The organism is Cellulomonas sp. plas2 (assembly GCF_057221735.1).
Genome location: NZ_CM170155.1, coordinates 1,565,653 through 1,586,444, shown reverse-complemented (window position 1 = coordinate 1,586,444; position 20,792 = coordinate 1,565,653). Strand labels below are relative to the sequence as shown.

Sequence of the window (20,792 nt, the reverse complement as noted above, 5' to 3'; positions counted from 1 at the left end):
ACGTCCTGTCGTCGTCTCGTCGGCTCGTCGGGCGGGCCGGGCACCACGACGGGTGCCCGCGGGAGAGGCTAGCGCCGGTCCCAGCGCGCCCAGGCGTCGATGATCTGCCCGACGAGCCGGTGGCGGACCACGTCCTGCGAGGTGAGGCGGCAGAACACCACGTCCTCGACGTCGGCCAGCACGTCCTGCACCGCCCGCAGACCGGAGACGCTGCCGCCCGGCAGGTCGGTCTGCGTGACGTCGCCCGTGACGACGATGGTGGAGCCGAACCCGAGCCGGGTGAGGAACATCTTCATCTGCTCGGTGGTGGTGTTCTGCGCCTCGTCGAGGATGACGAAGGCGTCGTTGAGCGTCCGGCCGCGCATGAAGGCCAGGGGCGCCACCTCGATGGTGCCGGCCTCCATGAGCCGCGGGATCGACTCGGGGTCCACCATGTCGTGCAGCGCGTCGTACAGCGGCCGCAGGTAGGGGTCGATCTTCTCCGTCAGCGTCCCGGGCAGGAACCCCAGCCGCTCCCCCGCCTCGACCGCGGGCCGGGTGAGGACGATGCGGTTCACGCGCCGGGACTGCAGCGCCTGCACCGCCTTGGCCATGGCGAGGTACGTCTTGCCCGTGCCGGCCGGGCCGATGCCGAAGGTGACCGTGTGGCGGTCGATGGCGTCGACGTACTCCTTCTGGCCCGCGGTCTTGGGCCGGATCGTCCGGCCGCGGGCGGTGAGGATGTTGAAGGTCAGCACGTCCGCGGGGCGCGCGTGCGCCCCCTCGGTCAGCATGCCGACCGTGCGGCGCACGACGTCGGGGGTCAGCGGCGTGCCGCCGGCGGTCATCTCGACCAGCTCGTCGACGAGGCGCGCGACGAGCGCGACGTCCCCGGCCGGACCGGCCAGCGACACCTCGTTGCCGCGCACGTGCACGGAGACGGTCGAGAACCCGCGCTCGATCTCCGTCAGCACCTCGTCGCGGAGGCCGAGCAGCTCGACCATGGGGATCTCGGGCGGCACCGTGATCCGGTGCTCGACCCGGGCGGGGGCGCCGTGGCCCCCGGGCTCGCCCCGCTCGCGGCGGGCGCTGGACTGCGTCGGTGAGGTCATGTGCTCGGCGGTCGCCGTGCGCTCCTTCGTCGGGGCGCCGCCGCCCGGGGCGGCGACGCGGGTGGTCACGTCGCACCAGCGTAGCCACGGCCCCCGGCACGCACCTGCCCGGGGTCACAGCGGCCGCGGGGGACGGCCCGTGCGCGGACCCCGTCCGGACCGCGGGACCGCCTCTCAGCCCCAGCGGCCCAGCCGCTGGGCGAGCAGCGCGAGCGCCACCGGACCGGCCGTCGAGGTGCGCAGCACGTGCGGCGCCAGCCGCGCGGCCACCGCCCCGGCGGCGAGGAGCCGCTCGGTCTCCCGCTCGGCGATCCCGCCCTCCGGCCCGACGACGACGAGCACGTCGACCGGCTCGTCCACCGGCACGTCGGGCGCACCCGGCAGCGGCACCGCCGCCAGCGGGGTCGTCGCCTCCTCGTGCAGGACCACGACCGCACCCCCGGCCCCCACGACCTCCGCCGCCCGCCGCGCGAGACCGGCCGTGTCGAGCGCCGCCTCGACGTCCGGCACCCGCGCCCGCCGGGACTGCTTGGCCGCGGCCCGGACGGTGCCGAGCCAGCGCGCGCGGCTCTTCGCGGCGCGCTCCCCGCGCCAGACGACGACGGACCGCTCGGCCTGCCAGGGGACCACGACGTCGGCCCCGAGCTCCGTGGCGGCCTCGACCGCCAGCTCGTCGCGGTCGCCCTTGGCCAGCGCCTGAACGAGCACCAGCCGGACGCGCGGTCCCGGCTCCTCGACCCTGTCCTCGACGTCCAGGACCACGCCGTCGGCCGTGGCCGCGGCGACGCGCGCGACGAGCCGGACCCCCCGCCCGTCCACGACGTCCACGCGCTCGCCCGGCGCGCGGCGCTGCACGACACCCGCGTGCCGGCCCTCGGCGCCGCCGAGCAGGAACGTGCCGCCGGCGGTCACGCCGTCCAGCTCGCCCGGCTCCGTGAGGAAGACCGGCGCGCTCACGGCCGGCCCGCCCACCGGCGGCGCGGGCTCACCGGCCTGCGAGCCTGTCGCGCAGCTTGGAGAACACGCCGCCGTGGGCCGCGAGGCGCGCGTCGGGGCGCTCCTCGCCACGCAGGGACGCCAGCCGCCGCAGCAGGTCGGCCTGCTCGTCGTCGAGCGCGGTCGGCACCTGGACGTCGACGTGCACGTGCAGGTCGCCGCGGCCCTGGCCGTGCAGGTGGCCGACGCCGAGGCCCTTGAGCGTGACGACCTGCGCGGGCTGCGTGCCCGGCCGCAGGTCCACGTCGCGCGGGCCGTCGAGCGTCTCGAGCTGGACGACCGTGCCCAGCGCCGCCGCCGTCATGGGCACCGCGAGCGTGGCGTGCAGGTCGTCGCCCTCCCGGACGAACGTCTCGTGCCGGCGCTCGCGCACCTCGAGGTAGACGTCGCCGGCGGGCCCGCCCGCGGGGCCCACCTCGCCCTGACCGGTGAGCTTGATGCGCGTGCCGGTGTCGACGCCGGCGGGCACGTCGACGGACAGGGTCCGGCGCGAGCGCACCCGGCCCTCGCCGGAGCAGTCCGTGCACGGCTCGGCGATGACGGAGCCGAAGCCCTGGCAGGCCGCGCAGGGCTGCGTCGTCATGACCTGACCGAGGAACGAGCGCGCCACGCGCTGGACCGAACCGCGCCCGCCGCAGACCTCGCACGTGCGCGGCGACGTCCCCGGGCGGCAGCACGTGCCCGAGCACGTCGGGCAGACGACCGCGGTGTCGACCGGGATCTCCCGGTGGACGCCGAACGCCGCCTCCGCGAGGTCGATGTCCAGCCGGACGAGGGCGTCCTGCCCGCGGCGGGCACGCGGCACGGGGCCGCGGGCGGCCTGCGAGGCGCCGGCGGCCGCGCCGAAGAACGTCTCGAAGATGTCCTGGAAACCGAAGCCGGCGCCCGCGCCGCCCATGCCCCCGGGGGAGGCGGGGTCGGCGCCCATGTCGTAGGCCCGGCGCTTGTCCGGGTTGCCCAGCACGTCGTAGGCGCGGCTGACGTCCTTGAACCGCTCCTCCGAGCCCGCGTCGGCCCCGGCCACGTCGGGGTGCAGCTCTCGGGCGAGCTTGCGGTACGCCTTCTTGATCTGCTCGGGCGTGGCGTCGCGCTGGACGCCGAGGATCGCGTAGTAGTCGGTCACGTCGCTCTCTTCGCGGGCGGGTGGTGCGGGGAGGGGCTGGGTCGGGTCGGGGCCGGGCGGGCCTACCCCGCGAGGATCCGGCTGAGGTAACGGGCGACGGCGCGCACGGCGGCCATCGTGCCCGGGTAGTCCATCCGCAGCGGGCCGACGGACCCGATGCGGGCGACGGACGCGCCGTCGCCGTAGCCCGTGGTGACGAAGCTCGTCTCCACCAGGCCCTCGTGCCGGTTCTCCCGGCCGATGCGGACGCTGACCGCCGTCTCGTCCTCGGCCATGTCGGACAGCAGGCGCAGGAGGACGACCTGCTCCTCGAGCGCCTCGAGCACGGGCCCGAGCGTGCGCACGAAGTCGGCGGGCCCGCCGCGCGCGAGGTTGGCCGTGCCGGCCATGACGATCCGCTCCTCGCCCTCCAGCGCGAGCGTCTCCTCCACGACCGCGAGCACCGCGTCGAGCAGGGACCGGTCCGCGGGCGGGAACGCCTCGCGCAGCTCCTCGCGCACGCGGGCCAGGTCGGCCAGCACCCGCCCCGCGACGGCCACGTTGAGCCGGGTCCGCAGCTGGGCGACGACGAGCTCGTCGAGGTCGTGGTCCAGCTCGACCGTCCGCTGCTCGACGCGGCCCGTGCGCGTGATGAGCACGACGAGCAGGTGGCGCGGGCCGACGGGCACGAGCTCGACGTGCCGCAGCGCCGAGCGCCGCAGGGACGGGTACTGCACGACGGCCACCTGGTGCGTCAGCTGCGCGAGCAGCCGCACGGACCGGTCCACGACGTCGTCGAGGTCGACGGCGTCCTCGAGGAAGGACGCGATCGCCCGCCGCTCCGGCGACGAGAGCGGCTTGACCTCCGACAGGCGGTCGACGAAGAGCCGGTAGCCCTTGTCCGTCGGCACGCGCCCGGCCGAGGTGTGCGGCTGGACGATGTAGCCGCCCTCCTCGAGGGCCGCCATGTCGTTGCGGATCGTCGCCGGGGACACGCCCAGGCTGTGGCGCTCGACGAGGGCCCGCGACCCCACGGGCTCCCGCGTCGCGACGTAGTCCTCCACGATGGCGCGCAGGACGTCCACGCGCCGCTCGTCGCCGCTGCCCATGCCGTCCTCCTGCCGTCGTCCGTTCGTGCGGGGGCCTCACCGGGCGGGTCCCGGGTAGCACTCGCCCGTGCTGAGTGCCAATCCTACGCGGCGTGTCCACACGACGACCTGCCGGGCACAGGCACGGGCGTGACCTAGCGTGACGGGCCGTGAGCACCGACCGTTACGGCAGCGACGTCCTCGCCAGCGGCCGCGCGGGCCCCCGCCCGGCGCACCACCGCCCGGCCCGCACCTCCCGCCCCCAGCCGGCCGAGCCCGGCCTCGTGGTCGAGGACGTGAGCACGGGCTTCGTCGGGGCGGTCGTGCGCGTGGAGAAGTCGGGCGGCCAGCACGTCGTCGTGCTCGAGGACCGCCGCGGTCGCACGCGCACCTTCACGCTCGGCCCGGGGTTCTGGGTCGAGGGCGAGCCCGTCCTGCTGACGCCGCCCGTCCGCGCGGCCGCGCCCGCCCGGCCGACGCGCACCGCCTCCGGCTCGCTGGCCGTGCCCGACGCCCCCGCCCGCGTCGCGCGGGCCAGCCGCATCTGGGTCGAGGGCAAGCACGACGCGGAGCTCGTGGAGAAGGTGTGGGGCGACGACCTGCGCGTGGAGGGCGTCGTCGTCGAGCCGCTGCAGGGCGCCGACCACCTCGTCGACGAGCTGCGCGCCTTCCGCCCGGGGCCGGGCCGCCGTGTCGGCGTGCTCGTCGACCACCTCGTCCCGGGGTCCAAGGAGAGCCGGATCGCCGCCGAGGCGCTGCGCGCGGTGCCCGCGGGCACGGTCAAGGTCCTGGGCCACCCGTACGTCGACGTGTGGCAGGCCGTCCGGCCCCAGCGGCTCGGCCTGGCCGCGTGGCCCGTCGTCGAGCGGGGCACCGAGTGGAAGACGGGCGTGCTCCGGCGGATCGGCTGGGACGCCGACTCCCCGCACGCCACCGCCCGCGCCTGGGCGCGCATCCTCGGCAGCGTGCGCACCTACGCCGACCTGGACCCGGCCCTGCTGGCCCGCGTCGAGGAGCTCATCGACTTCGTCACGGCGGACTGAGCGGGTCCTCCCCGACGACGACGGGCCGCCCCCTCGGCAGGAGGGGGCGGCCCGTCGCGCGTCCCGGGACGGTCGGCGGTCAGGCGGCGACGGGCTCGCCGAGCAGCCGCCGGTACGTCACGGTCGTCGCCAGGGACGTCACGGGGACGGCGACGAGCAGCCCGACGAAGCACGCGAACGTGCCGATGACGAGGAGCACGAGCACGACGAGCGCCAGGATCACCGCCGTCGAGACGTTCGCGCGCGCGAGGTCGATGCTCGCGCGGATGGCGTCGAGCGTGCCCAGCTGCTTGTCGAGGACGAACAGCAGCGCGAACTGCGTGAACACCGTCACGCCGATGTACAGGACCCACCCGATGTACGGGATCGAGTTCGCGAGGCCGCCCACGAGCCCGACGAGGATCGCCGTGAGCACCACGGGACCGAAGCGGTCCGTCGAGAAGAACGACCCGAACGACACCGGCTGCCCGTAGGTCGCCTGCAGGGAGGCCCGCAGGAGACCGGCCTGGAAGAGCGCCCCGACGATCCCGAACACGAGCGCGAAGAGCAGCGTCCAGCCGAAGCCGAGCCCGAGGCCGACCGCCGGGTCGAACGCCAGGGTGCCCGACGCGTCCGTCGTGGAGCTGGCCGCGAAGACGCTGATGAGGGGCGCGGACAGAATGGCACCCAGCACGGCGAGGATGACGAAGTAGACGAGGAGCGCGCCGATGAAGACGCCGGCGTTCTGGGCGAACTTGCGCCACCCGTACGACAGCGCGTCGCCGATGCTCGTGCCCGGCGCCTGGCCGTAGCCGCCCGCGCCGACCGGCGGCATGGCCCCGGGGAAGCCCCCGGGCTGGCCGTAGCCGCCCGCGCCGTAGCCGGGCTGGCCGTAGCCCTGCCCGTACCCCTGCCCACCGGGCTGCCCGTACCCCTGCGCGCCCTGGTCGTACCCCTGCCCGCTCCCCTGCCCGTACCCCTGCCCGTACCCGCCTCCCGGCGGCGGCGGGTAGGCGCTCGACCCGCCCGACGACGGGGGCGGCGGGTACGCGCTCGACCCGCCGGCCGGGGGCGGCGGCGGGTAGCCGCCGGCGGCGGGGTCGGGCGTGCTCGGGTCGTCCGACGGCCTCGTGCCGTCGGGGTCGGGGCGGTGCCCCGGGTTCTCGCTCATGGGTGCTCCTGGCGCGGGGGTCGACGACGGCGGCGGCCGTCGGCGTCGGACCTGGTGAGCGAACCGACACGCAGGTGGCGCTGTGAAGCGCACGCGCGGGTGGAGGGCGCGCCCCGACCCCCGGGCGGGGGGACCCGGCCGGGGACCCGGCTCAGGCGGCGAGGGTGCGCACGACGGCGTCGGCGAGCAGGCGTCCCCGCCGGGTGAGCCGCAGCACGCGCCCCCCCGCGTCGCCCATCAGCGCCCCGGCGGGGTCGACGAGCCCGTCGGCGACGAGACCGGCCACGCGCCGGCGCCCGTCCGCCCCGAGGTCGGCCAGCGGCAGACCCTCGGCGAGCCGCACGCCGAGCAGCAGGTGCTCCAGACGGGCGGCCTCCTCGTCGAGCACCTCCCGGCCGGCCGCGGGGCTCAGCCCGGCCGCCAGCCGGTCGGCGTACGCCCGCGGGTGCTTGACGTTCCACCAGCGCACCCCGCCGACGTGGCTGTGCGCGCCGGGGCCGACGCCCCACCAGTCGTCGCCGCGCCAGTAGGCGAGGTTGTGCCGGCACGCGTCGCCGGGCGTGCGGGCCCAGTTGCTCACCTCGTACCAGTGCAGGCCGGCGGCGGTGAGCAGCTCGTCGGCCAGCTCGTACTTCGCGGCCTGGTCGTCCTCGTCGGGCAGCGTCAGCTCCCCGCGGCGGACGGACACGGCCATGCGGGTGCCCGGCTCGACGACGAGCGCGTACGCGCTGACGTGGTCGACGCCGGTGGCGAGCGCCGCCTCGAGGCTGGCCCGCCAGTCGTCGAGGGACTCCCCCGGCGTGCCGTAGATGAGGTCGAGGGACACGCGGAGGCCGGCCTCGCGCGCCCAGCGCACCACGTCCGGGATGCGCGCGGGGTCGTGCGTGCGCTCGAGCGTGGCGAGCACGTGCGGGACCGCGGACTGCATGCCGAAGGAGACGCGCGTGAAGCCCGCCGCCGCGAGCGCCGCCAGGGACGCCGGCGTCACCGAGTCCGGGTTGGCCTCGGTCGTCACCTCGGCGCCGGGAGCCAGCCCCCAGGCGTCGCGGACGCCACCGAGCAGCGCCGCGAGGTCGGCGACGGGCAGGAGCGTGGGCGTGCCGCCGCCGACGAAGACGGTGCTCACGGGTCGCTCCGGCAGCCCGGAGCGGGCCAGGACGTCCGCCGCCAGCGCGATCTCGGCCTGGGCGGTCGCGGCGTAGGCCGCCTGGCTGGCGCCGCCCCCGAGCTCGGGCGCGGTGTAGGTGTTGAAGTCGCAGTACCCGCAGCGCACGCGGCAGAACGGCACGTGCACGTAGACGCCGAGGTCGCGGGACGGCGCGCCCGCCAGCACGGACGCGGGCAGGGCGCCGTCGGCGGGGGCCGCGTCCCCCTCGGGGAGGGCCGGGCTCACCGCTTCTTCGCGTCCTTGTCCTTGCCGGCAGACCCGGCGGGCTCGGAGGAGAGCGCGGCGATGAAGGCCTCCTGCGGCACGTCGACCCGGCCGATGGTCTTCATGCGCTTCTTGCCCTCCTTCTGCTTCTCCAGGAGCTTGCGCTTGCGGGTGATGTCACCGCCGTAGCACTTGGCCAGGACGTCCTTGCGGATGGCGCGGATGGTCTCGCGCGCGATGACGCGGGCGCCGATGGCCGCCTGGATCGGCACCTCGAACTGCTGGCGCGGGATGAGGTCCTTGAGCTTGCCGGCCATCATGACGCCGTAGGCGTAGGCCTTGTCCTTGTGCACGATGGCGCTGAAGGCGTCGACCTGCTCCCCCTGCAGCAGGATGTCGACCTTGACGAGGTCGGCCACCTGGTCGCCGACGGGCTCGTAGTCGAGGCTCGCGTAGCCGCGCGTGCGGGACTTCAGCGCGTCGAAGAAGTCGAAGACGATCTCCGCCATGGGCAGCAGGTAGCGCATCTCCACGCGCTCCTCGGACAGGTAGTCCATGCCCTGCAGGTCCCCGCGCCGGGTCTGGCACAGCTCCATGATCGCCCCGACGAACTCCGACGGCGCCAGGATCGTCGCCTTGACGACGGGCTCGCGGACCTCGCGGATCTTGCCGCTGGGGAACTCGCTGGGGTTCGTCACCGTGACGACCGTGCGGTCCTCGAGCGTGACCTCGTAGACGACGTTCGGCGCGGTCGAGATGAGGTCGAGGTTGAACTCGCGCTCGAGCCGCTCGCGCACGATCTCCAGGTGCAGCAGGCCGAGGAACCCGACGCGGAACCCGAAGCCGAGGGCCACGGACGTCTCCGGCTCGTAGTTCAGCGCGGCGTCGTTGAGCTTGAGCTTGTCGAGCGCGTCGCGCAGCACCGGGTAGTCGGACCCGTCGATGGGGTACAGGCCCGAGAACACCATCGGCAGCGGGTCGTGGTAGCCGCCCAGCGCCTCCGTGGCGGGCTTGCTCTGGTTCGTGACCGTGTCGCCGACCTTGCTCTGGCGCACGTCCTTCACGCCGGTGATGAGGTAACCGACCTCGCCGACGCCGAGGCCCGGGGTCGGCTGCGGCTCCGGGGAGATGACGCCGATCTCGAGCAGCTCGTGCGAGGCCTTCGTCGACATCATGGCGATGCGCTCGCGCGGGTTGAGGTTGCCGTCGACGACGCGCACGTACGTCACGACGCCGCGGTAGGTGTCGTAGACGGAGTCGAAGATCATCGCGCGGGAGGGTGCGGCGGGGTCGCCCACCGGGGCGGGCACGAGCTCGACGATCCGGTCCAGCAGCGCCTCGACGCCCACGCCGGTCTTGCCGGACACGCGCAGGCAGTCCTCCGGGTCGCCCCCCACGAGCGTGGCCAGCTCCTCCGCGTACTTCTCGGGCTGCGCCGCGGGCAGGTCGATCTTGTTGAGCACGGGGATGATCGCGAGGTCGTTCTCCATGGCCAGGTACAGGTTGGCCAGCGTCTGCGCCTCGATGCCCTGCGCGGCGTCGACGAGCAGCACCGCCCCCTCGCACGCCGCCAGGGACCGCGACACCTCGTACGTGAAGTCCACGTGCCCCGGGGTGTCGATCATGTTCAGGGCGTACGGCGTGCCGTCGACCTCCCACGGCATCCGCACGGCCTGCGACTTGATGGTGATACCGCGCTCGCGCTCGATGTCCATGCGGTCGAGGTACTGCGCGCGCATGACCCGGGCGTCGACCACGCCGGTGGCCTGGAGCATGCGGTCGGCCAGCGTCGACTTGCCGTGGTCGATGTGCGCGATGATGCAGAAGTTGCGGAGCAGCTCGGGCGCCGTGGCGGCCGGGCGGATGCGGCCGGCGGCGTCAGGACCGGGGATGGGGGGCACGGCCCTATCGTCCCACGGCCGCCTCGTCCTCCCGCGTGATGCGGACCGTCACCGTCAGGTCCTGGGTCGCGGTGCCGGCGTAGATGCCCCGCAGCGGCGGCACGTCGTCGTAGGAGCGGCCCCGCCCGATCGCGACGTGGTGCTCGCCCGCGGCCATGCGGTTCGTCGGGTCGTAGCCGTACCAGGCGCCGGTCCACCACTCCACCCAGGCGTGCGACTCGCCGGTCGAGGCCTCGTCGCCCGTCCCGCCGGTGGGGTGCAGGTAGCCCGAGACGTACCGCGCGGGCAGGCCGAGGGCCTGCAGGGCGCCGACCGTCAGGTGCGAGACGTCCTGGCAGACGCCGGTGCGCGCGCGCCAGGCGTCGACGGCCGGCGTGTGCACGGTCGTCACGCCCGGCACGTACTCCAGCTCGGCGCGCAGCGCGAGGCTCACGGCTTGGCCCGCCTCGTGCGGGTCCAGCCCGGCCGCGGCGTCCCGGGCGAGGTCGACGACCTCGTCGGGCACCGCCGTGGTGCGCGTGGGGCTGAGGAACTCCGCCCACCGGTCGCGCACGCCGGCGCCGCGCAGCTCCTCCCACCCGAGCACGTGCACGGGGTCCGGCTGCCCGGCGACCTCGACGACGTGCTCCGCCGTCAGCAGCAGGCCCTCGTGCGGCGCCAGCACCTCGAAGGCCGTCACCGACGTGCCCCAGTAGTCCGTCCAGCCGGAGGTCCAGGTCTGCGGCATGACGTCCAGGCGCGAGGCGACGACGGTCTGCCGCGCGTCGGAGCGCGGGCTCATCCGGGCCTCGTTGTAGGAGGCCAGCACGGGCCCGGCGTACCGGAACGCCGAGGTGTGCACCACGCGCAGCCGGCTCACAACGCCTCCCCGATCCACTGCGTCGTCAGGTCCGCCGGGAAGTACCGGGACCGGATGGCGTCGCTGGCCGCCGAGCACGCGCGCTGCACCTTCTCCATCTCCTCCGGCAGGTGGTCCAGGACCTCCAGCAGCGGGCGGTACTCCAGGGACGAGCGCACGAGCCCGATGTGCCGGCGCGCGTCCTCCACCCGCGAGCGCTCGAGCACGGGGTCGAGCTCGAGGAGCATCGCCTCCGCCGTGTTGAGCGCGAAGAGCACCGAGCGCGGGAAGAGCCGGTCCAGCAGGAGGTACCCCGCCGCCCGCTCCTCGGACACCGACGCCTTGTGCAGCCGCAGGAACGACTCGTACGCGCCGCAGGAGCGCAGCAGCGTCGTCCAGCCGGGGCCCGCGGCGCCGGCGAGCGCGCGCGTGGTCAGCAGGCGGGCCGTCATGTCCGCCCGCTCGATGGACCGGCCGAGCACGAGGAAGCGCCACGTGTCGTCGCGCGGTGTCACGGAGTCGACGAGGCCGTTGACCATCGCCGCGCGCTCGCGCACCCAGGTGAAGTAGTCGTGGGCCCGCGCCGGCCGTACCCGCGTCGGCAGCTGGTTCCACGTCGCGTTGAGGCTCTCCCACAGGTCGGTGGACAGGATCTCGCGCGCCCGTCGCGCGTTCTCCCGGGCGGCGGTCAGCGAGCCGGCGATGGAGGACGGGACGAACCGGTCGTAGGCCAGCAGGTCCAGCACCGTCTCGCGCCCGACGAGGCCCTCGTCGGGCACGGGCCGGTCCATGACGGTGAGCAGCGAGCGGCAGGCCAGGTCCTCCGAGGCCCAGGGGTCCTCGAGGATGATCTGGAGGTGGACGTCGAGGAGGCGCGCGGTGTCGTCGGCGCGCTCCACGTACCGGCCGATCCAGAACAGCGACTCGGCGATCCGGCTCAGCACGGCGCACCACCCCCGGACGTCGTCGGGCGCTGGCCCTGCTGCTGCTGCTGTTGCTGCTGCTGCTGCATCTGGACGAGGGCGGGCGCGCCGTCGTGCGGGCTCGCGTCGATGGGCACGCCGGGGTGCGCGGCCGCGGGGGCGACGAGGCCCGCCCGCACGGCGGACCGCTTGGGCACCTGGCCGCCGAGCACCCAGGTGTCCTTCGAGCCGCCGCCCTGCGAGGAGTTCACGACGAGCTGCCCCTCGGGCAGGGCCACGCGCGTGAGCCCGCCCGGCAGGACCCACACGGAGTCGCCGTCGTTGACGGCGAACGGCCGCAGGTCCACGTGCCGGGGCCGCAGCCCGTCCTCGACGAGGGTCGGCACGGTGGAGAGCTGCACGACGGGCTGCGCGATCCAGCCGCGCGGGTCCTCTTGGAGGCGCACCCGCAGGGCGTCGAGCTCGGCGCGGGACGCCTTGGGCCCGACGACGAGGCCCTTGCCGCCGGAGCCGTCCACGGGCTTGACGACGAGCTCGTCGAGCCGGTCGAGCACCTCCGCCAGAGCCGCGGGCTCCTCGAGCCGCCACGTGTCGACGTTGCGGATGATCGGCTCCTCGGACAGGTAGTAGCGGATGAGGTCCGGCACGTAGGTGTAGAGGAGCTTGTCGTCGGCCACGCCGTTGCCCACGGCGTTGGCGAGGGTGACCGTGCCGTTGCGCGCCGCCGCCAGGAGGCCGGGGCTGCCGAGCAGGGAGTCCGAGCGGAACGCGACGGGGTCGAGGAAGTCGTCGTCGACGCGGCGGTAGATGACGTCGACCCGGCGGCGGCCGTGCGTGGTGCGCATCCACACGCGCCCGCCGGCGCAGAACAGGTCGCTGCCCTCGACGAGCTCGACACCCATCGTGCGGGCCAGCAGGGAGTGCTCGAAGTAGGCGGAGTTGAAGACGCCGGGGGTGAGCACGACGACGTTCGGCTCGTCGACGCCGCTCGGCGCCGCCGCGACGAGGGCCGCGAGCAGGCGGCGCGAGTAGTCCGCGACCGGGCGGATCCGCAGGGACGCGAACAGCTCCGGGAACGTCTGCGCCATGGCGCGGCGGTTGGACAGGACGTAGGACACGCCGGAAGGGACGCGGACGTTGTCCTCCAGGACCCGCCAGTCGCCGAGGGAGTCGCGCACGAGGTCGATGCCCGACACGTGCACGCGCACCCCGTTGGGCGGCTCGATGCCGATGGCCTGCCGGGCGAAGTTCGTGGAGGAGACGATGAGCGCGCGGGGCACGACGCCGTCCTCGACCGCGCGCTGGGGGCCGTACACGTCGGCGAGGAACGCCTCCAGGGCGCGCACCCGCTGGGACACCCCGGGCGCCAGGACCTCCCACTCCTCCCCGGCGAGGACGCGGGGGACGACGTCGATGGGGAACGGCCGCTCCTCCCCCGCGAGGTCGAAGGTGACGCCCTGCGTGAGGTAGGACCGGGCCAGCGTGTCGGCACGCCCCCGCACCTCGCCGGTGGACAGGCGCGCGAGGGCGGCGTGCACGTGGCGGTAGGCGGCCGTCGGCCCGCCCTCCGGGTCGATCATCTCGTCCCAGGCGGCCCCCGTGGGGTAGTCGTCGAACAGGTCGGCCATGCGCCGGACGATAACCGCCGCGTGTGTCCGTCGCGTGACGAGCGCGGCGGCGCGCCGACGGGGGTCGCCGGCGGCGCCGTAGGCTGCCCGCGTGATCACCCGACGCGTCCTGGCCGGAGCGCTGCGGGCCGTCCTGCGGCTCACCGGCGACGCCGTCCGCACGCGTGCCCGGACCCCCGCCGGCACCCCTGCGGGCACCTCTGCGGGCACCTCTACCGGCACCCCCGCCGCCGCTCGCCGCCGCCCGCCCGCCGGCACCGCCACCCGGTACGCCCCGCGCGCCGACGGCCGGCCCGACCCGGGCGAGGTCGTGTGGGCGTGGGTGCCGTTCGAGGACGACCCGGCGCGCGGCAAGGACCGCCCGGTGCTCCTCGTCGGGCGCGAGGGCGGCGTGCTCCTCGGGCTGCCGATGACGAGCAAGGACCACGACCGCGACGCCGCCGACGAGGCGCGGCACGGGCGGCGCTGGATGGACGTGGGCACCGGCGGGTGGGACGCGCGCGGGCGCCCGAGCGAGGTCCGGCTCGACCGCGTGCTGCGGCTCGACCCGGCGGCGGTGCGCCGGGAGGGCGCCGCCCTGCCGCGTCCCGTGTTCGACCGCGTGGTCGCGGCGCTGTGACGGCCGGGCCGTGCTCGCCGTGGGTGTCGCCGGGGCGGGTCGGTCGCTGCTAGTCTGATCCCTCGTGTGTCCGCCCGGGTCGGCGGGCACTCGTCCAGCGCCTCCCGAGGGTGTCCCCACGCCCCAGTCCCGGCGCTGCGCGCGCCCTCTCGACCTGTCCGAGCTCCCTGGTGCCCAGCGCACCGGCGCACAACGAGGAAGTCCACACGTGGCGAACATCAAGTCCCAGATCAAGCGCATCAAGACGGCGGAGAAGGCGCGCCTGCGCAACAAGGCCGTCAAGTCCGAGCTGAAGACGTACGTGCGCAAGGTCCGCGAGGCCGTCGCGGGCGGCGACAAGGAGGCGGCGGGCTCCGCGCTCGTCGTCGCGTCGAAGAAGCTCGACAAGGCGGTCTCCAAGGGCGTCATCCACGCCAACCAGGCCGCCAACAAGAAGTCCGCGCTCGCCAAGGCGGTCAACGGCCTCTGAGCCGTCGCACGGCCGGCACCTGTGCCGGCCGAGCACCGTCGCCGTCAGCGGCACGCAGCACCCGGAGGGGCGCCACCTGCTGGTGGCGCCCCTCCCGTCGTCCCCGCCGGAGGGTGGTGACGCGGACGGTCACGCGGACGGTCACGCGGACGGTGACGTCGACGGTGACGTCGACGGCGACGGCGACGGCGACGGCGACGGCGACGGTGGACCCTCAGCGGGTGCGGGCGCGAGGGACGCCCGGCGGCACGACCGAGCGGCGGAACCCGGCGTCGCCGAGGGCGCGGTCCCACGCCCGGATCGTCGCCGCGGCGTCGCCGTCGCGGCGGTACCGGTCGCCGACCTCCCGCCAGGCGGCCGCGGTGCGCCGGCTCGGCGGCAGCGCCGCGAGCACCTCCGCGGCGGCGTCGTAGGCGCGCATCGCCCCGGGGCCGTCGCCGGACGCCCGCAGCGCGTCGCCCAGCGCGAGGTGCGCGGCCGCCACGCCCACGTGCCGCTCGCCGTCGAGCCGCGCCAGCGCGGAGGCCGCCCAGCGCGCCGCGGCGGCCGCGTCGAGCAGCAGCAGGCACGCCGTCGACCGGTCGACGTCGAGCGCCGCGAGCGCGCTCTGCTCGCTCCGGGCGGCCAGGACGGGCCAGACCCGCTCGACCTGGTCGAGCGCGGCCCGCGGGTCCGGCGGGTCGCTGCGCAGCAGCAGGCGGGCGTGCGTCGTGCGCAGCGCCGCGAGGTCCGCGTTGAGCTCACCCTCCTGCAGCACCTGCAGGGCGCGCTGGAGGTAGGCGGACGCCGCCGTGAGGTCGCCGCGCTCCTCCGCCACCGCCGCCGCCACCTCGTAGACGCGCCCACGGCCGCGCGGGCACTCCTGGTCCTCCACGACGCGGACGAGCTGGGTGACGCGGTGCGTGGCGTAGGCGACGTCGCCCCGCTCGACGTAGGCCTCGACGACGGTCGCGACGAGCCGCAGGTGCTCGTCACCCCCGGCGAGCGAGGCGTCCTCGAGGTCGAGCAGCGCGCGCTCCCCCACGTCGACGCTGCGGTACGTGTCGCCGGCGCGCAGGTACACCGCCGACAGCGTGGCGGCGAGGCGCGCGGCCTCCAGCGGGCGGCCCTGCGACCGGGCGGACTCGAGGAGCGGCTCCAGCACCTGGACGGCGTGCGCCACGTCGTCCACCGCCTCGTGCGCGGCCGCGAGCGTGGCCAGCGCCTGCCGCCGCACCCTCGGGCCGACCGCGTCGAGGTCGACGCGCCCGAGGCGGTCCAGAGCCGCCTGCGGGTCCCCGTCGCGCAGCGCGAGCCGTGCCCGGGACACCTCCAGCCGGACGCGGGTCTCCTCGGCGCCGTCCTCGCCGTCGCGCAGGTGCGCGACCGTCGTGCCGAGCCGTGCCGCGAGCACGGCCAGCGCGGCCTCCGACGGCTCGCGCTTGCCCGCCTCGAGCAGCGAGACGTAGCTCGGGGACAGCTCCTCGCCCGCCAGCGCCGTCTGCGTCAGGCCCGCCGCGCGGCGGGCCGCCCGCAGGCGCCCCGCGAGTGCGGCGGTGTCGCCGCCGGTGTCCTCGTCCCTCATCGCGCCCTCCCCCGTGGTGCCGGGCGCCGCCGCACGGTCGGCGCCCACGGGGGGGGATCGGCAGGTGCGAGCCCCTCCTTGAGTCATCACGGGCACCGGATCCGGTGAGGGCGACGTCCGCGGGGACGGGAGTGTCGACGTGCGCGGGGACGAGAGCGTCGACGGGCGGATCGACAGGCGGACCGACGGGCGGACCGACCGACCCTGGACGGGGGCGGACCCGCACCCGGACGAATCCACCCGGGTCGCGGTGCCGTCGCACCCGCGCCCGTGTGGTGTGATGCACCCATGGCCCTCCCCGCGCGCGCGCACGCCGACCTGCGTGCTGCGGTCGACGCGGCCGTGCCCGCGTCGCTGCTCGCGCAGTGGGACGCCCACGTCCGCCGGTCGACGTCGCTCGTCGGGCGGCAGGGCATCTTCCGTGCGGACGGGCGCCCGTTCGGGTACCAGCTGTCGTTCCGCTCCTCGGTCGGCGAGCTCGGGGACCCGGCGGGCTGGGGCCCGCTGCAGCACGAGCACGCCACCCGGCACGTCCTGGACGCGGCCTTCGCACGGCCCGAGCTGGAGGACGTCGCGGAGGGCCGGCTGCTGTTCGTGCGCTGCCCGCGCCCCTTCCTCGTCGGGGAGCTCTCCCTGCCGCCGCGGACGGACCGGCTCGTCGTCGAGGTGCCCGACCTCGACCTGGACCGGGCGACGACCGAGGGCATCAGGCGGCTGCGCGACGAGGGCTACCGCATCTCCATCCGGTCCTTTGTCGGGACGCGCGCGCAGCAGGACCTGCTCCCCCACGCCGACTTCGTCCGCCTCGACGTCCGCGACCTCGACGTGGAGGGCCGCCCCGTCGTGCAGGCCGCGCAGTCGTGCGGCGCGCTCCTCGTCGCCGAGTTCGTCGAGACGCCGCACCTGCTGGGGCTGGCCCGGGACATGGGTTTCCCCCTGCTGCAGGGGAACCTCCTGCAGCTGCCCACGGTCGTCGAGCGCGCGGGCCCCCCGCTCGCCGACCCGGTCTGACCGACCGCTCCTCCCGTCGACGAGGCCGTCCCCGGGTCCGATGACGCCGTTCCCCGGTCCGACGACGCCGTCACCCCGCGCGGGGTCGGGAGCCCGTCAGCGACCCGTCGCCGCAGCGACCCGCAGCACCGCACGCTCCACGGCGAACTCCCGGTCCCGGCCCTCGCCCTTGACCTCCGCGTCCGCCTGGGCGACGGCGCCGATCGCCTCCGCCAGACCCTCGGGCGTCCACCGGCGCAGCTCGGCCAGCGCGCGGTCCACCTGCCAGGGCGCCATGCCGAGCGCCGCGGCTGCCGAGCCGCCGCGGCCCCGCAGCGCGCCCACCTTCGCCAGCGTCCGCAGGCGCGCGGCCAGCGCCGCCACGAAGGGCACCGGGTCCAGACCGGTCGCCAGCGCGTGCCGCAGCAGCGCCACCGCACGGCCGGCGTCCCCGGCGAGGGCGGCGTCGGCCACCTGGAAGCCGGAGGCCTCGATGCGTCCCCCGTGGTAGCGGTGCACGGCCTCGACGCCGATGACGCCGGTGGTGTCCGCGACGAGCTGGGCGACGCCGGCCGCCAGCTCGCGCAGGTCGCTGCCCAGGGCCTCCACCAGCGCGGTGACGGCCTGCCGCTCCGCGCGGCGACCCGCGCGGCGCAGCTCGGCCGACACGAACGCCTCCTTGTCGGCCGGGGTCTTGAGCCGCTCGCACACCACCGTGGGCGCTGCGGCACGCGCCGCGTCGAGCAGCTTCTTGCCCCGGGTCCCGCCGCCGTGCACGAGCACGACGACGACGCCGGCGACCGGGGCCGACAGGTACGCCAGGGCGTCCGCGACGGCGTCGTCGCTGCCGTGCTCGAGACCCTGCAGCACGACGACCTTGTCCTCCGCGAACAGCGACGGGCTGGTGGTCACCGCGAGCTGGCCGCCGACGTACGTACCGGCGTCGAGCCGGGTCACCTCGACGTCCGCGTCCGTCTCCCGCGCCAGCGCCACGACCCGGGCGACAGCCCGCTCCGCGAGGAGCTCCTCCGGCCCCGTGACGAGCACGACCGGCGCCGGGGCCGCGTCCTCCCACGAGAGCCCGGGGGCCGCGGCGCGACCGCGGGCGCCGGACCGGGCGGGCCTCGAGGACGACCCGGAGGAGGACCGGGACGGGGCAGCGGGGGGCACGCGCCCAGGGTGCCAGACGGCACCGACAGTCCCGTCCCCGGGCTCACCGCGACCCGTCGCCGGCTCACCGCCGGCGCAGCAGGAGCCCGGCCAGGCCCGCTCCGGCCGCCGCCAGGAGCACCGCGCCGGCGGTCCCCGGCACCCACGGCACGTCGGCACCGGGCAGCCCCGCCAGCGTCCGCGCGACGGCCGCCACCCACCAGCACGCCGCCCCGGCCACGTGGGCGCAGACGGCCGCCACGCCGGGTGCGATCGGGTCCAGCAGGGCCGTGAGGAGGCCGAGGACCGTGGCGGGCACGACGGCCGGCGCCGCCAGCAGGTTCGCCGGGACCGCCCACAGCCCCACCCCGCCGCCGACGACGACGACGAGCGGCCCGCAGGCGAGCTGCGCGGCCACGGGCACCGCCAGCGCGGTCGCCGCGGCGCGGCCCAGGCGACCCTCCCACCGCCGCACGAGCGCCGGTGCCAGCAGGACGACCGCCGCGGTGGCCGTCACGGACAGCGCCGTCCCCAGGTCCCGCGCCCGCCACGGGTCCGCGACCAGCAGCACGACGACGGCGGCGGCGAGGGCGGCGGGCGCCCGCGACGGCCGCCCCACGAGCATGCCCAGCACGCCGACCGCCCCCATGGCGGCGGCGCGCACGACGCTCGGGACGGGGTGCACGACGAGCAGGAGCGCGGCCCCGGCGACGAGGGCGACGACGGCGCGGGCCCGTGCCGGCACGCGCGCCGCGCCGGCCAGCGCGAGCACCAGCCCCGCCACGGTGGAGAAGTGCGCGCCGCTGACGGCGGTCAGGTGCGTGAGGCCGCTCGTCCGCAACGCCGCCCGCAGGTCGTCGGGAACCCCGGCGGTGCTGCCGACGGCGACGCCCGGCAGCAGGGCACCCGCGTCGCCGCCGACCCCGCCGGCCTGCCGCCGCACCCCGTCCCGCAGCCGCTGCGACCAGCGGTCGAGCGCAGCCGGGCCGGCGGAGCTCAGCACGGGTCCGCCGGCGAGGACGAGGGCAGCCGCGTCCTCGCCGGCGGCGGTCGGCACGGCCCGGCCCGTCACGCGGACCCGGTCGCCGTGACCCGCCGGCGGGGCGCCGGCGGGGGCGAGGACGACGACCGGCGCGGCCGCCCGGACGGCGGGCCCGTCCCCGACGGCGAGCGCGTCGACGGCGACGACCACCCGCAGGCGGGCGGGGGCACCCGGCCACGGCGCGGGGAGCGGCGACGGGTCGCCCGCCACCCGGCCGTCGACCGTCACCACGGCCCCCTCCCGCGCCGCAGCACGCACCGGGTCCCGTGCGAGCACCTGTGCCGACCCCGCCGCGAGCACCGCCGCCGCCACGAGCAGGGCGAGCCCGACCGCCGGCCTCACCCCCGTCCCCGGTCCTCCCTCCGCCCTCGCCCTCCTCGTCGCCCTCCTCGTCGCCCTCCTCGTCGCCCTCCTCGTCGCCCTCCTCGTCGCCCCAGTCCTCGTGCCCGTCCCGGCCGCTGCCCCTGCCCGGCGTCGCGCCGCGGGTGGGACCGGTGGGCGTGCAGCGGGCAGGGCCACGAGGACCGCCGCCAGCAGCGCCGCGACGGCCGCAGCCGCCGCCATGGCGACCGGGAGCAGCACCACCGACCAGGCCGCCGCCCACGCGGTGAGCGCGGCCGGCACGAGCCGCAGGTCCAGGACCTCGGGCAGCGGGCCGTCGGGCTCCGGCCGTCCGCGGAGGGCCGGGCTCGAGCGGCGGTGCACCGGGGCGACGCCCCGCGCCCGTCTCACGACCGCACCGTCACCAGCGGCTCGAGCCGCTCCAGCAGCGTCGGCCCGATCCCCTCGACGTCGCCGAGCTGCGCCACGGCGGTGAAGGGCGTCGTCGCGCGGTGGTCCAGGATGCGCTGGGCCAGCACGGGCCCGATCCCCGGCAGCGCGTCGAGCTGCGCGAGGGTCGCGGTCCCGAGGTCGAGCGGGCCGGCGCCCGGGCCGTCGCCGCCCGTCCCGCCCGTGGTCGCCGGCCCCGTGGCGGCGTCACCGGTCGACGCGCCGCCACCCGTGGGTGCGGACGCGGGCGGGTTCGCCTCCCCCGGCCGCGGCACGACGACCTGCTCGCCGTCGACGAGGACGCGGGCGAGGTTCAGCGCGGCCAGGTCGGCCGTCGGCAGGGCGCCCCCCGCCGCCGCGACGGCATCGGCCACGCGCGACCCGGCCGGTAGCCGCACCAGGCCCGGTACCGCCACCTGCCCCACCACGTGCACGACCGTCGCGGCGGCGGTGGCGAGCGGCGCCGGCGCGGAACCGGTCGTCCCGACGGTGGGTGCGCCCGTCGGGACACCTCCACCGTCGGACGTGCCGGCCGCCGTCGGTGCCACCGGGGCATCCGTGCCACCAGCCCCTCCGCCCGGGGAGCCGTCCACCGCCACGACGGCCGGCTGCGGCTCGGGGAACGCGACCGGCTCCCCGACGCGCAGCCCCGTCAGCCGCAGCACCACCGCCCCGGCGACGAGCAGGACCGCCACCGCGGCGGCAGCCGCCGCCCGCGGGGTCACGTGCCACCGCACGAGCGGCCCGCGCTCCGCCGCCGGCCGGCGTGCGGCCCGACGCGGGGGGTCGTCCCCGGGGGCGGGGATGCCGGCGGGACCCTCGGACGACACCCCTGCCGCCCGGGACGGCCCGGAGGACGGCGCCCGCACCTCCCCCGTCCGCTCCGCCGTCCGCTCCGCCCCCGACGCCGACGCGCCGAGCGTGCCGCGCCGTTCCGCCAGGAGCGCCGCCAGCCGGTCGGCCGGCGGCCCGCCGGAGGGCCGGGGCGCGTCGGGAGAGGGCACGCCGCGACGCTAGAGCGGTGCCCCCGCCCCGGCGGGAGGAGCCGGGGCGGGA

Annotated in this window: 18 protein-coding genes; 4 read left to right on the top strand and 14 right to left on the bottom strand. The window is 76.6% G+C overall.

The annotated features are described in order from the left end of the window. Positions 1-68: 68 nt before the first annotated feature. From AC2TDM_RS07070 to hrcA, 4 genes are all read right to left on the bottom strand, one after another. Positions 69-1,091, bottom strand: coding sequence for a PhoH family protein (locus AC2TDM_RS07070; protein ID WP_090033004.1), 1,023 nt, complete (start codon positions 1,089-1,091; stop codon positions 69-71). A 174-nt stretch (positions 1,092-1,265) separates the two neighbouring features. After that, positions 1,266-2,048, bottom strand: a complete 783-nt coding sequence (locus AC2TDM_RS07065) for a 16S rRNA (uracil(1498)-N(3))-methyltransferase (RefSeq protein ID WP_090033002.1) — start codon at positions 2,046-2,048, stop codon at positions 1,266-1,268. 28 nt (positions 2,049-2,076) lie between these two features. Further along, positions 2,077-3,210, bottom strand: coding sequence for a molecular chaperone DnaJ (gene dnaJ, locus AC2TDM_RS07060; RefSeq protein WP_090032927.1), 1,134 nt, complete (start codon positions 3,208-3,210; stop codon positions 2,077-2,079). Between the two features lie 62 nt (positions 3,211-3,272). Further along, on the bottom strand, positions 3,273-4,298 hold the full coding sequence (gene hrcA / locus AC2TDM_RS07055; protein WP_090032926.1) for a heat-inducible transcriptional repressor HrcA: 1,026 nt from the start codon (positions 4,296-4,298) through the stop codon (positions 3,273-3,275). A gap of 149 nt (positions 4,299-4,447) precedes the next feature. On the opposite strand from hrcA, the gene AC2TDM_RS07050 reads away from it, so the two are divergent. Further along, positions 4,448-5,320, top strand: coding sequence for a DUF3097 domain-containing protein (locus AC2TDM_RS07050; RefSeq protein WP_484636212.1), 873 nt, complete (start codon positions 4,448-4,450; stop codon positions 5,318-5,320). Positions 5,321-5,399: 79 nt separating this feature from the next. On the opposite strand, the gene AC2TDM_RS07045 is transcribed toward AC2TDM_RS07050, so the two are convergent. The 6 genes from AC2TDM_RS07045 to AC2TDM_RS07020 all read right to left on the bottom strand — a co-directional run bounded on the left by AC2TDM_RS07045 (position 5,400) and on the right by AC2TDM_RS07020 (position 13,132). Then, on the bottom strand, positions 5,400-6,470 hold the full coding sequence (locus tag AC2TDM_RS07045) for a DUF2189 domain-containing protein (RefSeq protein WP_090032923.1): 1,071 nt from the start codon (positions 6,468-6,470) through the stop codon (positions 5,400-5,402). A 151-nt stretch (positions 6,471-6,621) separates the two neighbouring features. Further along, positions 6,622-7,863 carry a radical SAM family heme chaperone HemW gene (hemW, locus tag AC2TDM_RS07040; RefSeq protein ID WP_484636211.1) on the bottom strand — a complete coding sequence of 414 codons (1,242 nt, stop codon included), beginning with the start codon at positions 7,861-7,863 and terminating at the stop codon, positions 6,622-6,624. Beyond that, entirely contained in the window at positions 7,860-9,743 is a 1,884-nt protein-coding gene (gene lepA, locus AC2TDM_RS07035; protein ID WP_090032920.1) for a translation elongation factor 4, read from the bottom strand. The genes hemW and lepA overlap by 4 nt, the downstream gene beginning before the upstream one ends. A 4-nt stretch (positions 9,744-9,747) precedes the next feature. Beyond that, positions 9,748-10,602, bottom strand: a complete 855-nt coding sequence (locus AC2TDM_RS07030) for a transglutaminase family protein (protein ID WP_090032919.1) — start codon at positions 10,600-10,602, stop codon at positions 9,748-9,750. Next, positions 10,599-11,525: an alpha-E domain-containing protein gene (locus AC2TDM_RS07025; protein WP_090032917.1), complete on the bottom strand. Its 927-nt coding sequence runs from the start codon at positions 11,523-11,525 to the stop codon at positions 10,599-10,601. The genes AC2TDM_RS07030 and AC2TDM_RS07025 overlap by 4 nt, the downstream gene beginning before the upstream one ends. Beyond that, positions 11,519-13,132, bottom strand: coding sequence for a circularly permuted type 2 ATP-grasp protein (locus tag AC2TDM_RS07020; RefSeq protein ID WP_090033000.1), 1,614 nt, complete (start codon positions 13,130-13,132; stop codon positions 11,519-11,521). The genes AC2TDM_RS07025 and AC2TDM_RS07020 overlap by 7 nt, the downstream gene beginning before the upstream one ends. Before the next feature lie 94 nt (positions 13,133-13,226). Between AC2TDM_RS07020 and AC2TDM_RS07015 the strand changes: the two genes are divergently transcribed. Then, positions 13,227-13,751 carry a type II toxin-antitoxin system PemK/MazF family toxin gene (locus tag AC2TDM_RS07015; RefSeq protein WP_484636407.1) on the top strand — a complete coding sequence of 175 codons (525 nt, stop codon included), beginning with the start codon at positions 13,227-13,229 and terminating at the stop codon, positions 13,749-13,751. A 208-nt stretch (positions 13,752-13,959) separates the two neighbouring features. Next, positions 13,960-14,220: a 30S ribosomal protein S20 gene (rpsT, locus tag AC2TDM_RS07010; RefSeq protein ID WP_090032916.1), complete on the top strand. Its 261-nt coding sequence runs from the start codon at positions 13,960-13,962 to the stop codon at positions 14,218-14,220. 214 nt (positions 14,221-14,434) lie between these two features. Here rpsT and AC2TDM_RS07005 read toward each other — a convergent pair whose 3' ends face one another. Further along, positions 14,435-15,784, bottom strand: a complete 1,350-nt coding sequence (locus AC2TDM_RS07005; RefSeq protein WP_484636210.1) for a helix-turn-helix domain-containing protein — start codon at positions 15,782-15,784, stop codon at positions 14,435-14,437. A 288-nt stretch (positions 15,785-16,072) separates the two neighbouring features. Between AC2TDM_RS07005 and AC2TDM_RS07000 the strand changes: the two genes are divergently transcribed. After that, positions 16,073-16,795 (top strand): EAL domain-containing protein, encoded by a 723-nt coding sequence (locus AC2TDM_RS07000; protein ID WP_090032915.1) that lies wholly within the window; start codon positions 16,073-16,075, stop codon positions 16,793-16,795. 96 nt (positions 16,796-16,891) lie between these two features. Here the strand turns inward: AC2TDM_RS07000 and holA are convergent, their stop codons facing one another. The 3 genes from holA to AC2TDM_RS06985 form a co-directional block, all read right to left on the bottom strand. After that, positions 16,892-17,821, bottom strand: coding sequence for a DNA polymerase III subunit delta (gene holA, locus AC2TDM_RS06995; RefSeq protein ID WP_090032913.1), 930 nt, complete (start codon positions 17,819-17,821; stop codon positions 16,892-16,894). Between the two features lie 187 nt (positions 17,822-18,008). Then, positions 18,009-19,307, bottom strand: coding sequence for a ComEC/Rec2 family competence protein (locus AC2TDM_RS06990; RefSeq protein WP_484636209.1), 1,299 nt, complete (start codon positions 19,305-19,307; stop codon positions 18,009-18,011). Between the two features lie 386 nt (positions 19,308-19,693). Then, the gene (locus AC2TDM_RS06985) at positions 19,694-20,740 is read right to left on the bottom strand and encodes a ComEA family DNA-binding protein (RefSeq protein WP_484636208.1); all 1,047 of its coding nucleotides are present in this window, start codon (positions 20,738-20,740) and stop codon (positions 19,694-19,696) included. Between the last annotated feature and the right edge of the window lie 52 nt (positions 20,741-20,792).